Origin of the sequence: Paenibacillus sp. FSL W8-0186 (genome assembly GCF_037969765.1) — a bacterium.
Classification (GTDB): Bacteria; Bacillota; Bacilli; order Paenibacillales; family Paenibacillaceae; genus Fontibacillus; species Fontibacillus woosongensis.
The window spans coordinates 3,631,429-3,646,561 of sequence record NZ_CP150207.1 but is presented as its reverse complement, the minus strand read 5'-3'; the positions used below and the strand labels follow the sequence as shown (position 1 = coordinate 3,646,561).

The 15,133-nt window shown below is 52.2% G+C and carries 10 protein-coding genes; 9 read left to right on the top strand and 1 reads right to left on the bottom strand.

Annotated elements, in window-relative coordinates; translation table 11 throughout:
- Nucleotides 1–67 precede the first annotated feature (67 nt).
- From carA to pyrE, 4 genes are all read left to right on the top strand, one after another.
- On the top strand, nucleotides 68–1,204 hold the full coding sequence (gene carA, locus MKX50_RS16515; RefSeq protein WP_213590283.1) for a glutamine-hydrolyzing carbamoyl-phosphate synthase small subunit: 1,137 nt from the start codon (nucleotides 68–70) through the stop codon (nucleotides 1,202–1,204).
- A gap of 1 nt (nucleotide 1,205) precedes the next feature.
- Nucleotides 1,206–4,418 carry a carbamoyl-phosphate synthase large subunit gene (gene carB / locus MKX50_RS16510; RefSeq protein ID WP_213590285.1) on the top strand — a complete coding sequence of 1,071 codons (3,213 nt, stop codon included), beginning with the start codon at nucleotides 1,206–1,208 and terminating at the stop codon, nucleotides 4,416–4,418.
- An 86-nt stretch (nucleotides 4,419–4,504) separates the two neighbouring features.
- Entirely contained in the window at nucleotides 4,505–5,242 is a 738-nt protein-coding gene (gene pyrF, locus MKX50_RS16505) for an orotidine-5'-phosphate decarboxylase (RefSeq protein WP_339157386.1), read from the top strand.
- On the top strand, nucleotides 5,236–5,877 hold the full coding sequence (gene pyrE, locus MKX50_RS16500) for an orotate phosphoribosyltransferase (RefSeq protein WP_339157385.1): 642 nt from the start codon (nucleotides 5,236–5,238) through the stop codon (nucleotides 5,875–5,877). The genes pyrF and pyrE overlap by 7 nt, the downstream gene beginning before the upstream one ends.
- 44 nt (nucleotides 5,878–5,921) lie before the next feature.
- Here pyrE and MKX50_RS16495 read toward each other — a convergent pair whose 3' ends face one another.
- Nucleotides 5,922–7,517: an S-layer homology domain-containing protein gene (locus MKX50_RS16495; protein ID WP_339157384.1), complete on the bottom strand. Its 1,596-nt coding sequence runs from the start codon at nucleotides 7,515–7,517 to the stop codon at nucleotides 5,922–5,924.
- Between the two features lie 295 nt (nucleotides 7,518–7,812).
- On the opposite strand from MKX50_RS16495, the gene MKX50_RS16490 reads away from it, so the two are divergent.
- From MKX50_RS16490 to MKX50_RS16470, 5 genes are read left to right on the top strand one after another with little or no spacing between them, the layout of a single operon-like run.
- A complete protein-coding gene (locus MKX50_RS16490) occupies nucleotides 7,813–8,676 on the top strand; it encodes an ABC transporter ATP-binding protein (protein ID WP_213590289.1) in 864 nt (287 codons plus the stop codon).
- Nucleotides 8,639–9,745, top strand: a complete 1,107-nt coding sequence (locus tag MKX50_RS16485; protein WP_213590291.1) for an HlyD family efflux transporter periplasmic adaptor subunit — start codon at nucleotides 8,639–8,641, stop codon at nucleotides 9,743–9,745. Before MKX50_RS16490 ends, MKX50_RS16485 begins: the two co-directional genes overlap by 38 nt.
- Nucleotides 9,745–12,654 (top strand): ABC transporter permease, encoded by a 2,910-nt coding sequence (locus MKX50_RS16480; RefSeq protein WP_339157383.1) that lies wholly within the window; start codon nucleotides 9,745–9,747, stop codon nucleotides 12,652–12,654. Before MKX50_RS16485 ends, MKX50_RS16480 begins: the two co-directional genes overlap by 1 nt.
- A gap of 7 nt (nucleotides 12,655–12,661) precedes the next feature.
- Nucleotides 12,662–13,555, top strand: coding sequence for an ABC transporter ATP-binding protein (locus tag MKX50_RS16475; RefSeq protein WP_213590697.1), 894 nt, complete (start codon nucleotides 12,662–12,664; stop codon nucleotides 13,553–13,555).
- A complete protein-coding gene (locus MKX50_RS16470) occupies nucleotides 13,552–15,057 on the top strand; it encodes an extracellular solute-binding protein (protein WP_213590295.1) in 1,506 nt (501 codons plus the stop codon). Before MKX50_RS16475 ends, MKX50_RS16470 begins: the two co-directional genes overlap by 4 nt.
- The last annotated feature ends 76 nt before the right edge of the window (nucleotides 15,058–15,133 follow it).

Genomic DNA, 15,133 nt, shown 5'->3' with positions numbered 1-15,133 from the left:
TAGGCAGAACTTTTTTTATAAATTATTGATATAGATACAAAAGTCGAGCATAAAGGAGTGCGGGGAAATGCAGGCAAGATTGTTATTGGAGGACGGCACGCTGTTTACCGGAAAGTCATTTGGGGCAGAGGGCGAATTCACGGGTGAGGTCGTTTTTAATACGGGAGTTACAGGTTATCAGGAAGTCGTATCGGATCCTTCCTACTATGGTCAAATCGTGACGATGACTTATCCGCTGATCGGCAACTACGGCATCTCCAGAGACGACTTCGAGTCGCTCGTTCCAGCGATTCATGGACTCGTAGTACGCCGCTACGAGCCGATTCCGAGCAATTGGCGCGCTGAATACAGTCTGGGCGACTTACTTAAAGAGCACGGCATTCCAGGGATTTCAGATATCGATACGCGCATGCTCACGAGAAAAATCCGCCAGAACGGTACGATGAAGGGAATCATCACAACTTCTGCCAAATCGGTAGAGGAGCTACAAGCGATGATGGCGGATGTGAAGGTTGAAGAGCTGCATAATCAAGTAGCCAACACCTCGACAAAATTCCTGTACCATAATCCAGGAACGAAGGAGCGGATCGTGCTCGTCGATTTCGGGGCGAAGAACGGAATTTTGCGCCAGTTGAACAAGCGCGGCTGCGATGTGGTTATCGTACCGCATAATACGACTGCTGAGGAGATTCGCCGGCTTAATCCAGACGGCATTCAGCTGTCGAACGGCCCTGGCGATCCGAAGGACGTTCCTCATGCTGCGAAGATGATCGCTGAGCTGCTCGGCGAATATCCGATTTTCGGCATTTGCTTAGGGCATCAGCTGCTGTCCCTGGCCTGCGGGGCAGATACAGAGAAGCTGAAATTCGGCCATCGCGGCGGTAACCACCCGGTTAAGGAGCTAGCTACGGGAAGATGCTACATTACCTCCCAGAACCACGGCTATGCGGTGAAGGAATCCTCGATTGCCGGTACGGAATTGGAAATTACACACATCAATAATAACGACAAAACGATCGAAGGCGTCAGACATAAGAAATATCCGGCTTTCTCAGTGCAATATCACCCGGAGGCGTCGCCAGGTCCTCAGGATAACAATTATTTGTTTGACCAGTTCCTAGATATGATCAGAGAACATAAGCAGAATAATCCGCAAAAATCACGTCAGGCTGAAATCATGGCCGCTGCGAAGGGAGAGCTTTAATATGCCGATCAATAAAGACCTCAAGAAGATTCTCGTCATTGGTTCCGGTCCAATCGTGATCGGTCAAGCGGCCGAATTCGACTATGCTGGTACCCAGGCTTGCCAAGCTTTGAAGGAAGAAGGCGTGGAAGTCGTCCTTATCAACAGCAATCCCGCTACGATCATGACCGATACGAATATGGCGGATAAAGTATACATCGAACCGATTACGCTGGAGTTCGTTACCCAGATCATTCGTCAGGAGCGTCCGGACGGATTGCTGCCGACCCTTGGGGGACAGACCGGCTTGAACATGGCCGTAGAACTCGCCCGTGCGGGAGTTCTCGAGCAGGAGAACGTGAAGCTGCTTGGTACGCAGCTTACATCGATCGAGAAAGCGGAGGACCGCGATCTGTTCCGCGAGCTGATGCGTGAGCTGGAGCAGCCGGTTCCGGAAAGCACCATCATCACAACGGTTGAAGAGGCGCTGCGCTTCGCAGATGAGATCGGCTACCCGGTTATCGTTCGTCCGGCTTATACGCTTGGCGGTACGGGCGGCGGAATTTGCGCGACGGAAGCAGAACTGAAGGAGACGGTTGCATCCGGGATCCGCTACAGCCCGATCGGGCAATGCCTGATTGAGAAATCGATCGCCGGCATGAAGGAAATCGAATACGAGGTAATGCGCGACGCTAACGATAACTGCATCGTCGTATGTAACATGGAGAACTTTGATCCTGTCGGCGTACATACCGGCGACAGCATCGTTCTGGCTCCAAGCCAGACTCTGTCGGACCGCGAGTATCAAATGCTGCGCTCCGCATCGCTTAAAATCATCCGCGCATTGAACATCGAAGGCGGATGTAACGTACAGTTCGCGCTTGATCCGCAAAGCTTCCAATATTATGTTATCGAGGTTAACCCTCGTGTAAGCCGCTCTTCCGCTCTGGCTTCCAAGGCAACGGGCTACCCGATTGCGAAAATGGCCGCTAAAATTGCGCTCGGCTACACGCTGGACGAAATCGTCAACCCGGTTACAGGGCAGACTTACGCTTGCTTCGAGCCGACGCTCGACTATATCGTCAGCAAAATTCCGCGCTGGCCGTTCGATAAATTCATTCATGCGAACCGCAAGCTGGGAACGCAAATGAAGGCGACAGGCGAAGTTATGGCAATCGGCCGGACATTTGAAGAATCGATCCATAAAGCCGTTCGCTCCCTGGAAATCGGCACGCACCGCTTGTACTTGAAAGGCACGGAACAACTGAGCCAAGAGACGCTCGATCAGCGGCTCGTTCAGGCCGATGATGAGAGGCTGTTCCTGGTTGCCGAAGCGTTCCGCCGCGGCTACAAGCTGCAGCAAATTCAAGATTTAACGAAAATCGACTGGTGGTTCCTGGATAAAATTGAGCGCCTCGTGCAATTCGAGCATAAGATTGCATCCGAGCCATCGTTGACCTACGAAACACTATATGAGGCTAAACGCCTTGGCTTTACAGACCGGGCCATCGCTGAGCTGCGGGCGGCGGGCCAGCCAGGGGGAACGCATTTGACGGAAGAGAGCGTGACTCACTTCCGCAAAGAGCACAACCTGCGCCCGGTATACAAAATGGTAGACACCTGCGCAGCGGAGTTTGAAGCATCCACTCCATATTACTACTCTACTTACGAGACCGAGAACGAAGTTGTGCAGACGAAAAAAGAAAAAATCGTTGTGCTTGGCTCCGGACCGATCCGGATCGGCCAAGGCATCGAATTTGACTACTCCACAGTGCATGCCGTCTGGGCGATTCAGAAGGCTGGCTATGAAGCGGTCATTATTAACAACAACCCGGAGACGGTATCGACGGACTTCAACACGTCCGACCGACTCTATTTCGAACCGCTCTTCTTCGAGGATGTCATGAACGTTATTGAAGAGGAGAAGCCGGTTGGCGTAATCGTCCAATTCGGGGGCCAAACCGCGATTAACCTGGCGGCACCGCTTCAGGCTGCTGGAGTGCGCATTATCGGAACATCGCTGGAGAGCATCGATGAGGCTGAGGACCGGAAGAAGTTCGAGGCACTGCTGTCCAGACTGCAAATCGCCCAGCCTAAAGGCAGCACGGTAACCTCCGTGGATGAAGCTGTAGGCACGGCGCAATCGCTAGGCTATCCAGTACTTGTCCGCCCATCCTACGTGCTCGGCGGACGCGCCATGGAAATCGTATACTCTGACCAAGAACTGCTGAAATATATGGAGGAGGCCGTCAACATCAATCCGCAGCATCCGGTGCTTATCGACCGTTACATGCTCGGCAAAGAGGTCGAGGTCGATGCGATCTGCGACGGCGAGACGGTGCTCATTCCGGGGATCATGGAGCATATCGAGAGAGCGGGCGTGCACTCTGGAGACTCCATCGCGGTATATCCGCCGCAGCATGTATCTGACGAATTGAAGAATAAAATTGCTGACATCACGATTAAAATTGCTCGTGAACTGAAAACGGTGGGTCTCGTTAACATCCAGTTCGTTATTTACAACAACGAGGTTTACGTGATCGAGGTCAATCCGCGCTCTTCCCGGACGGTTCCGTTCCTGAGCAAAGTGACGAACATTCCGATGGCCAACCTAGCTACGCAGTGTATTCTCGGCGCCAAGCTGAAGGATCTAGGATATACAGACGGACTATGGCCTGAGGCTGAATACGTATCCGTTAAGGTTCCAGTCTTCTCCTTCGCGAAGCTTCGCCGCGTGGAGCCGACGCTGGGTCCTGAAATGAAATCGACGGGCGAGGTTATGGGACGCGATCCGCAGTATGCCAAAGCGCTGTATAAAGGGCTTGTCGGCGCAGGCATGAAAATTCCAACTACGGGTGCGATTATTGCGACAATCGCGGATAAAGATAAAGAGGAGGCCGTGGAAATTCTTCGGGGCTTCTCGAAACTTGGCTACAAAATACTGGCGACGGGCGGTACGGCTGCCGCGTTACAGGAAGCCAATATCCATGTTACAACGGTTAATAAACTAAGCGAAGGATCCCCGAATATTCTGGATCTGATCCGCAACGGGGAAGCCCATTTCGTTATCAATACGCTGACCAAAGGCAAAGAGCCGGAGCGTGATGGCTTCCGCATTCGCCGGGAAGCGGTCGAGAACGGTATCGTCTGCATGACCTCGCTGGATACGGTACGCGCGCTGCTTAACATGCTCGAGACGATTAACTTCTCGTCCCAAGCGATGCCGGTCCTGTAAGATCTATATAATTGAGCAATTCAGAAATTTACGCGGCTCCGGAAGCTTTAGGCTTCGGAGCCGCAAGTATGACGGGGGGACATTAAATGAGTACATTTGAACAAGCTGCCGGGCGCCTCATGGTTGCGCTCGACTATCCGACTGCGGAAGAGGCGCGGGGGCTCATCACTCAACTGGAAGGCATCCCTTGTTACGTGAAGGTCGGGATGCAGTTGTACTATGCAGTTGGTCCTGATTTTGTAAGGGAACTGAAGAAGCGGGGGTATCGGGTGTTCTTGGATTTAAAAATGCATGACATTCCGAATACCGTGAGGGGCGGAGCCAACAGCGTAACCCGGCTCGGCGTAGACATGTTCAATGTACATGCTGCTGGAGGGTTGAAAATGATGGCTGCCGCTCTGGCCGGCGCTGAGGCTGCTCTGGCCGGCGACCCGTCGCTGGCTATGCCCACGATCATTGCGGTCACTCAGCTTACGAGCACGAGTCAGGAGACCTTGAATCGGGAAATCGGCATACCTGGAACGATGGAGGACGCAGTTGTCGCTTATGCGTCCTTGGCCAAACAAGCAGGATTGCATGGAGTTGTCGCCTCCCCGCTCGAGGTACAGGCGATTAAGAAGCATTGCGGGAACAGCTTCAAAACGGTAACGCCGGGCATCCGCCCGGCAGGCAGCGCAGCCGGAGACCAGTTCCGGACGCTTACCCCCGGGGACGCGATGCGTCAAGGGACGGATTACATCGTTGTCGGACGGCCGATTACGGAAGCCAAAGATCCGCGGCGCGCTGCCGAGCTTATTATAGAGGAGATGAAGGAAGCATGGTAAATACAAATCAAATCGCTTTAGAGGTAGCAGGGAAATTGCTGGACATTGAGGCGGTCGCTCTTCGGCCGCACCAGCCCTTTACTTGGACTTCGGGCCTCAAGTCACCGATTTATTGCGACAACCGCCTGACGATGTCCTATCCGGAAATCCGCGATCTCATTGCCGAATCGTTTGCAGGCATAATTCGCAGCACTTATCCACAGGCAGAGGTCATTGCGGGTACGGCTACGGCGGGGATTCCCCATGCGGCCTTCGTCTCCCAAAAGCTTGGGTTGCCGATGATTTATGTTCGCGACAAGGCGAAGGGCCACGGCAAGGAAAATTTGATTGAAGGCTTGGTCAAACCTGGGCAGAAGGTCGTTGTCATCGAGGATCTGATCTCGACTGGCGGCAGCTCGATCAAAGCGGCACAAGCTGTACGCGAGGCGGGTGCTGAACCGCTGGCCGTGCTGGCCATCTTTAGCTATCAGCTGGATAAGGGGACGCAAGCGTTCAAGGAGGCGGGATTTCCCTTACAGACGTTGTCCAACTATGGAGCGCTTATTGAAGTCGCGATCGAGAAGGGCATCGTGAAGCCGGATGATTTATCCCTGCTTCAATCCTGGCGGGAAAATCCCGAATCCTTTGGAGTATAATCAAACACGAGAGCCATTCCCTTGTTACAGGGAATGGCTCTTTTTTATAAATCGAATGAATGAAATAAGTACGTGGAATAACGTTCCGCATTGCTCAGGCTTGTCCAAACATCCGGCGTCTCGCCGCCGATGTGCCAGTATGCATAGCCAGCCACGCCCCGGCTCGCAGCCATCTGATATTTAAGCGATAAAGACCGGGAATCCTCCAGCCATATCCGATGGACTGCTCCATTGTTATACGCAGCGTGGTACTGGCCAAGGGTCTCGTTCCACACAGGCCGGAATTTATAGCGCACCATTAAATCAGTCTGCTCCTGCAGGGTGATATCCGTCGAAGCAAGAGCTGCGTTCGAGCTGCTTCCTTTGGTGGTCCAGTCTCGATTGTAGAAAGGCAGAGCCAAAATGAGCTTATGATCAGGCACGTCCTGCCGCAGCGTATCAAGACCGCTGCGCACCCAAGGCAGAGAGGAGACGGATCCCGCATAGCTGCCGCCTGCCCAATGCTCATCATATCCCATTAGCACGACGTAATCCGCATATTTGCCGATGGCCGCGTAATCGAAAGCCGCTGTCCAGTCACTGCCTAACTCTGGCGAGACATTTACCGATAGGACGGCGCCGGCGCTATGCATTTGCTCGCCCAGCAGTCTGATGAAACGGGTGAAATAGGGACGATCTTCGGGTTTTACGTTTTCAAAGTCGACGTTAATTCCCTGAAGGCCGTATTTCTGCACGGTGGACACGATACTGCGGGTAAAGTCGGCCGTTTCGGCCGATGAGGCCAGAAGCTCATGGGTCGCTTCCATATCGAAGCGGTTCCCCAGCATAGCCCATATTGCTTTATTATGCTGCTTGGCCCATGTGATGAGAGAAGGATCTGAATAGTCCTGCAGCTCGCCTCCCTTTTCCAAGAAAAACCAGCGTGGAGACAAGACATTTACGTTCGAGCTTAGAACGCTATGTTTATATTGCTGTGTAGTCTGTCCGTATTGCCAGCCTATTTGAATTTTTGGGCTTATCTCTTTGCCGATTTCATTCATCCATGGCTTGTGCGCTTGTATGCGGTACAGTAGTGAGGCTGCCTCTTGGCGGGATAACGGTTGATTCGGCTGAAACATTCCCTCGTAACCACCCATGAATTGCAGCTTCGTGACCGTATTAACATAAGGCAGCGCCCACGGGGCGATTTCCGATTGATCGCGGTACGGAGATAACGCTGTTGCTGAGCCTGGCTGCTGCTTGAATGCACGAACGATCCAGGCTGCCGCCTCTTGGCGGCTTAGCGGCCGGTCCGGACTGAATGTACCCGTGCCTGTTCCTGAGGCAAGGCCGATTTCCGTGGCGGCCTGGATATAGCCGTAATACCAGGAAGACGAAGCAACATCGCTATAGGCGGGCACCTTTGCTTGAACTGGAGTGAGGCGAAGCAGGCGAACGAGCGTCGTGAGAAATTCTGCCCGGGTCATCGGCTGCTTGGGAGCAAAAAATCCGGGTTTGACTCCGGCCATGATATTATCCCGGTAAAGGGCAACGATTTCTGTTTTGGCATAGCTGTCGCCAATGTCCTGAAACGGTGCTCCCTGAGTCAGAGCTATAGTTGGTGTCTGAAGATTGCAACTTATGGAAACAAAAAGCGTCATAGTAATGAGAAGAAATAGTTTTGCGCGCCGCTTCATCACTTCTCCTCCCTTTTTTCAAAATTGCTAGAATTTATAAACTATCAGCAGCGCTGAACTATGCCGTAATTTCTGCTATATTACGAGTCTTTGTCATCTTAACAGACTTACAGCCGCAGTTCAGTGAATAAATAATGGTAATATTATCTCAATATCGTAAAAAATGTTGTAACTTTTTGCCATGAGATTTCGTTTATAATGCTAGACGTGAAGAATTAAGGGACGCGTAAAAATAGGAAGTATAGGAGACCGATACACAATGATGCGATGGTTTCGCAAAACGGTAAAATCAGAACAATCCGATGATCAAGATGTGAGCGTTATCTCGAATAATGCTGCACCAGAGGAACCCGCCCGAGAGCTTGAGAACACGGGACAGGGGCTTGAGGAAGCTGCCGCCGCAAAGGTGGCCGCGGTGCCGAAGAATAACGTGGCGACCCCGAAATCTTCGGAGCCCATTCTGTCGGTAAGGGAAGTTCACCGGACGTTTCCGGTAGGCGGGACCGAACTTCATGTGCTGAAGGGTATTAACATGGAGGTTCGATCCGGCCAGCTTGTGATGCTTAAGGGCCGATCCGGTTCCGGAAAAACGACGCTGCTCAATATGCTGGGCGGGCTTGATCAGCCTACAAAAGGGGAAATTCTGTTCCGGGGGCAGCCGCTGCACCAGCTTAGCGACGACAAGCGTACGATATTGCGCCGCGACCAGATTGGATTCATCTTCCAGGCCTATGCATTGCTGCCGCTTCTGTCGGCATGGGAGAACGTAGAGCTGTCGCTTCGGATGGCCGGCGTGCCTCCGCAGGAATGGAAGCCGCGCGTGACGCAGTGCCTGGAGCTGGTAGGGCTCGGCAAGAGAATGTTTCACCGCCCGTTCGAGATGTCGGGGGGAGAACAGCAGCGCGTAGCGATCGCCAAAGCGATTGCCCATCGCCCCAAGCTGCTTCTTGCGGATGAACCGACGGCCAACCTGGATTCCCAGATGGGTGCACAGGTGATGTCAGTATTCAAAAATATCATACATACGGAACAAGTGACGATTTGTATGACGACTCACGATCCTACAATCTTGGAGGTAGCAGACCATGTTTATGAAATGGTGGATGGAAAATTTATCGAATAAAAGGGCATGGCTCCGGACGCTGAGCCTATTGTCATTATGTATTGTCCTAGTTGGCGCATCCGGCTGCGGATTGCTGCCAAATGAAGAGGAGGAAGAGGATCTGCCGGTGATTACCCCGCCAACGATTTCGAAGAAGCCGGAATACGAGGTCCGGAAGGAACCGATTGAGCTGGACGTTAAAGGGACGGGGAAAGTGCTGAGCCAGCGGGAAGAGCAGCTGTATTTCTCCGACGATAAAGGGGCCACGCATATTAAGAACGTCCGGGTGAAGGCTGGGGATAAGGTTGCCGCAGGCGACATTCTGATCGAACTGGACGTCGAGGAGCTGCAGAAGCAGCTTCGCAAGAAGCGCCTGGACTTCCGCAAGCAGGAGATTGCGATGAAGGAAGCGCTGCGCACGAAGGACGAGAAAGAGGAATATGAATTCGAGGAATCCGCCATCGTGTTCGAGGAAGCGCGCCAGGAGCTGGTCGATCTCGAGCAGCAAATTGCCGACGGAACTTTGCGGGCACCGTTTGCGGGCACCATCGTGTCCTTAAAGGCAGAGAAGGGCGGTACGATCAAGGCCTATGAATCACTTGGCGTCATCTCCGATACTTCGGCGCTTGTGGTTGGCGCCACGTTCAGCAAGGATGATCTGCAGAAGCTTGCCGTCGGGATGAAGGCCACCGTTGATATTAATACGTTTGGCAAATTCGACGGAAAGGTTAAAGTTATGCCATCCTCAACAGATAGCGGAAACAATGGGGGCAATAACAACGGAGGTCAAAATGGAACCCCTCCAGAGAAGGACTCTATTGATAAGTACCTGATCGTTGAATTGGATAAATGGCCTGAAGATCTGGGACGTGGTGCGATGCTGACCGTAAGGATCGTCACCCAGCGTATTGAGGATGCGGTGGTGATTCCGATTTCGGCACTGCGGACAGTAGGGTCGCGTACTTACGTACAGGTGATCGAGCCGGACGGAACGAAACGCGAAGCGGACGTTGAGGTAGGAGTTCAAACTCCGACTGATGTACAGATTGTAAAAGGACTAGAGCCGGGGCAGAAAGTAGTGGGTCGCTAATGGGTGTTCCTTTATTACGCTTGCTGTTCCGCAAAATGTGGAACACGAAATGGTTGACGCTTAGTACGTTGTTGGGGCTTGTCGTCGCTGTCTCATTCACAGTAAGCATACCGATGTACTCGGATGGGGCATTGAAGCGGGTTGTCTCGAATTCTTTGAAGGAAGAAAGCAAGGGTTTGCCTGCCGGCTCTCTGCTGATGAGCTATCAGGCTGCGGGCGGAACAAAGACGGATTTTGCCGGTCTGGAGAACGTTCATTCGTATATCGTAAATGAAGTGCCTGAAGAGATCGGATTCCCGCAGCAAACTTTTGTTAATACGCGTTCTATTCGTACGTCTGAGGTGTACCCTCAAGATCCGACAAAGGTGGATGCCAGCCGGAAAAGGGCGATGTCCATCGTCTCGATGAGCGGTCTGCCGGAACATATCACAATCACAAACGGGAAAGTGTTCTCGGACCAAGTCGAGGACGGATATATAGATGCCTTGATGCTGGAAGAAGCGATGTTCCGCCAAGATTTGCATGTCGGCGCGGTGATGGAATATCCCGTGATCGGCAAATCAGACCTGACTCTTAAGGTAAGAATCGTGGGCACATTCCAGCCTTTGCAAGAGGGCGATCCTTATTGGTATCAAGGCTTTGAAGGCATGATGAACCAGTTTTACGTCAGCGAGAAAGCTTTTAATGAGGGATTGCTAACAAAATTAACGGTGCCGCTGCATAACTCCGGGTGGTACTACGCATTCGATCTTAGGGAGATCAAGACGAGCCAGCTGTCACCGCTGCAGAGCACGCTGGATCGCCTGAACGTGGAGCTGTACCAGAAGCTGAAGGATACAAAGGTGGATATTTCTTTCGGCGGTTTGTTGAATGATTTCCGCAAACAAAGCCTGCAGATGCAAACGCTGCTGTTCACATTGGCCGCGCCGATGATTGCTATGGTGTTCTATTATATCGTCATGAATGCGCGCCAATCGCTCGACAAACAGCAAAGCGACATTGCCGTGCTGCGAAGCCGCGGAGCTTCGACGAGGCAGATCGTGTTCATCTATCTGCTGGAAGGGCTGCTGCTCGGGCTGGCGGCGATGATTATTGGTCCGCTGCTCGGCTGGTTCATGTCCAAGAGCATCGGTGCCGCTGACGGCTTCCTAGCCTTCGTGAACCGGAAATCGATTCCAGTGGGCTTTAATATGGACGCCTTGGCTCTAGGCGGCGCTGCTGTCATTATTGCCATTCTAGCCACGCTGATACCAGCTATTTCATATGCGAGGTCTTCGATTGTCAATGCGAAGCAAAAACAGGCCCGCTCGGACCGGAAGCCCGGCTGGCAGCGGTACTTTCTGGACCTCGTCCTGCTTGGCATTGCGGGTTATGGATATTACCTGTTCATGGACCGTCAAATGATCACGTTTCAGACAGGGATGACCACGGATGAGCTGCAGGTTCAGCCGTTCCTGTTTTTCGTACCGGCTATTGCGATATTCTCAATGGGGTTGTTTTTCCTGCGCGTATTCCCGTGGCTGCTCAAGCTGATCGGCTGGCTCGGGAAAAAGTGGCTGCCGGTGCCCTATTATTTAAGTCTGACGCAGTTATCACGTTCGTCGACATCCTATTATCCGCTCATGATTTTGCTCGTTCTCACTTTGGGCCTCGGGGTTTATAACGCCTCGGCCGCCCGGACGATCGATGTGAATTCGACGGAACGGACGCTTTATAAATACGGGACAGATGTAATTATGCAGGCCGTCTGGACAGGAACGCCAGAGAAAACGACAACGCCTCCAAACCAAGGACAGGGCGGGGGCCAGGGCGGCGGCCAGGGCGGCGGACAGCCGGGAGGAAATCCCGGAGCTGGCGGACCTGGAGGACCTGGCGGCGGTCAAGGCGGAAATACCCCGCCAGCGAAGATGGTATATAATGAAGAACCGCCGTTTCAGGCCTTCCGTGAACTGGATGGCGTGATGCATGCCGCTCGCGTGCTGCAAACGAAAGGGAACATCATCGTTTCGGGGCGCTCGGCCGGCCAGGGAACTTTAATGGGGATCGACAACGCGGATTTTGCACAGGTTGCCTGGTTCCGGAACGATTTGTTCCCGGCACATCCATTTCAGTATTTGAATTTATTAGGAATGAATGAAGCCGCTGCGATTATTCCGTCCAATTTTGCCGAGAAGCATAAATTGAAGCAGGGCGATATTTTCTCCGTATCGTTAACGGATGGCGCCATTGAATTGGCCGTCTATGGCATTGTGCCTTACTGGCCGAGCCAGTACCCTGACGAGAAGCCTTTTATTATCGCCAATTTGGACTACATCAACGATCAGCTTCCGCTTATTCCATATCAGGTATGGCTTAAGATGGAGGAGGGAGCGAAAGTGGCTCCACTGATGGAGAAATTGAAGGAGAAGCAAATCGAACTTTATTCCGTAGAGGATGTGCGCACCGTATTATCCGTGCAGAGCAAGCATCCTACCCGCGGCGGGGTGTTCGGCATCCTTAGCCTCGGGTTCCTCGTATCCGTTATCGTGTCTTTGATCGGTTATGTGCTGTACTGGTTCTTCAATCTGTCGGGCCGTGTCGTGCAATTCGGTATTTTGCGGGCGATGGGATTGTCGAAGAAGCAGCTTACATTGATGCTATTGGCCGAACAAATATTGACCGCAGGTTTATCCATTGTGCTTGGCATCGCCATTGGCAAAGTGGTCGGTAAACTGTATTTGCCGTTCCTGCAAACCGCTGATAACGTAACGACCCAGGTTCCGCCGTTCAGAATTATTTTCGACTCCAAGGATACGTTCCAGCTCTATGTCGTAGTATTTGTCATGCTGGCGCTGGGAGCCGGTCTACTGTTCTGGCAAATTCGCAGACTGCGGGTGCATCAAGCGGTCAAGATGGGAGAGGAGCGGTAAGATGGCAATGATTCATTGCGAAGGACTCGTTAAAATTTTTAAAACTGAGGAGATTGAAGTCGTTGCTCTTCAAGGGCTGAATTTGACCGTAGAGCAAGGGGAAATGATGGCGATTATCGGGAACAGCGGCAGCGGTAAATCTACGCTGCTGAACATCCTAGGCGGTCTCGACCGGCCTTCTGCTGGCCAGGTTCATGTCGGGGGCTGGGACTTGCTGAAAATACAGGACGACCAATTAGTGGAGTACAAACGAAATACCGTCGGTTTTGTATGGCAAAATAATGCGCGAAATCTGCTTCCGTATTTGACGGCGCTGGAGAACGTGGAAATGCCGATGCTGCTGTCCGGCAAGCTGGATCGCGCCTACGCGAAGCAGCTGCTGGAGTGGGTTGGGCTCAAGGACCGGATGCATAACAAGCTCCATCAGCTGTCTGGTGGAGAGCAGCAGCGCGTGGCCATCGCCATCTCGCTGTCGAACCGGCCGAAGATGCTGCTGGCGGATGAGCCTACGGGCTCGGTCGATACGGCGACCTCCGATCAAATTATGCGAATCTTCCGGGAAGTGAACAAGGAGCTTGGCATTACGATCGTGATCGTCACGCATGATTTGGAATTGGCCGGAAAGGTTGACCGTGTCGTCGCGATTCGGGATGGCTTAACGAGCACCGAGTTCGTAAAACGCAATCCGAATTTGGATCAGGCCAGCGGCGAGCCCGGCTCTCAGGGCGGAGGGCTTCAGGAGGTTCACGAAGCCTTCGTCGTGGTTGACCGGGTGGGCCGCCTGCAGGTTCCAAAGGAATACTTGGAGGCTGTTGGTATCGGGGGCCGGGCCAGCATGGAATTCGACGGGGAGAAAATTGTGATTACAGCTCCGAAACCTTTAGAGGGGGATAAGCAATGAACAACAGGTATAGTGGAAAAATCCGCAAAGTAATGACTTTCGCTTTGGCTGCGAGTTTAACCGTCGGCTTGCTTGCCGGCTGCAGCAGCGCCGGCAAAGTCAAGGACAGCAAGGAAGAAAAGGTGCTGCGCATCGGTATGCTGTACGGCTCTAACGATGATTCCTGGTTTCGGCAGCAATACACCGATATTTATGAGTTCAATAACAATGTAAGGATCGAAATCGTGCCGGCGGTAGACCAGTCCGAATATCGCTACAGAGATTACAGCAACAATGAACAGTACGTCGAGCCGGATTACTTCGAGGGCATGAAGAAATTGATGACGGGGAACAATCCGGTGGATATCATCATAGCGGATACCGGTACCCTGAAACGGCTGGCAGAGGAGAATTTGCTCAAGCCGCTGGATCCGATGATTCAGGAGGATAAGTTCGATACCTCCGATATCGTCCCGGTAGTCATCGATACGCTTAAGGATATTGGCGGAGACAACAAGTTGTACGGACTCTCGCCAACCTTCAGCTCGTCCGCGTTATTTTATAATAAGAAAGTATTTGCGGATGCAGGAATCGAACCGCCGACAGACGGCATGACCTGGGATGAGGTGTTCGATAAAGCTCGTATGGTCTCCAAGGGAGAAGGGAAGGATCGGGTGTTCGGCTTCTCCTTCAACCGTTATTTAGGCAGTGATCCTTATTGGGATATGCAAAGCAGTTATGTAACCCCGCTTGAACTTCGAGTGTACGACGAGAAAGCTGAACTGATGACGGTCAATTCGCCGCAATGGCAAAAGGTGTGGGATACGATCAGCAAGCTGGCGAAGGATAAAACTATTCCGAGTTCAGCAAATATGAACATGGAAGAGTATTACTCGGAAGACAATTACAGTCCGATCAGCGGCGATTTGTTCTTGTCGGGCAAGCTCGCAATGATGATCAGTGACGGCTATTACATTAATGAGATCGTAGAAGCCAATAACAATGCAGACAAGATTAAAAATTACAGCCCGGTGGACTGGGATATCGTGACGATGCCAGTGCATCCGGAGAAGCCGGGGATTGGCAGCAATATTTGGATCGGAAATACGTTCTCGATTAACAGTGCGGCTCCAAACGCCGAGACTGCCTGGGATTTCATTAAGTTCGTAAACGGGGAGGATTTCGCTAAGCTGAGATCCCGCAGCAACTCGTATGAAATGGTGTCCCGCAAATCGTTCATTACACCGAAGGCCGGTCAGTCTTATAATATTGATGCATTTTATCAGTTGAAGCCTGTACCGCCAGCTAGCGCCGCCGAAGAAAAACTAGCGCGTGATATCCCGGGGCTGTATAACATTACGAACTCAGGAAGACCGCATTTCCAGGAAGTGCTTGAGGACAAGAAATCAGTGGCAGACGCGCTGAAGGAATGGGAAGAGAAGGGGAATAAAATGCTGCTGGAGCTGAAAAAGAACCCGAAAGCCCAGTTTAATGAGGATGGCTCGGTATTTGAAATGCATTAATCATGAAATCTCGCCGGATTTTGAACCGGCGGGATTTTTTTTTGTACGTTGTTGGGTATTCTATAGTTGTAATGGT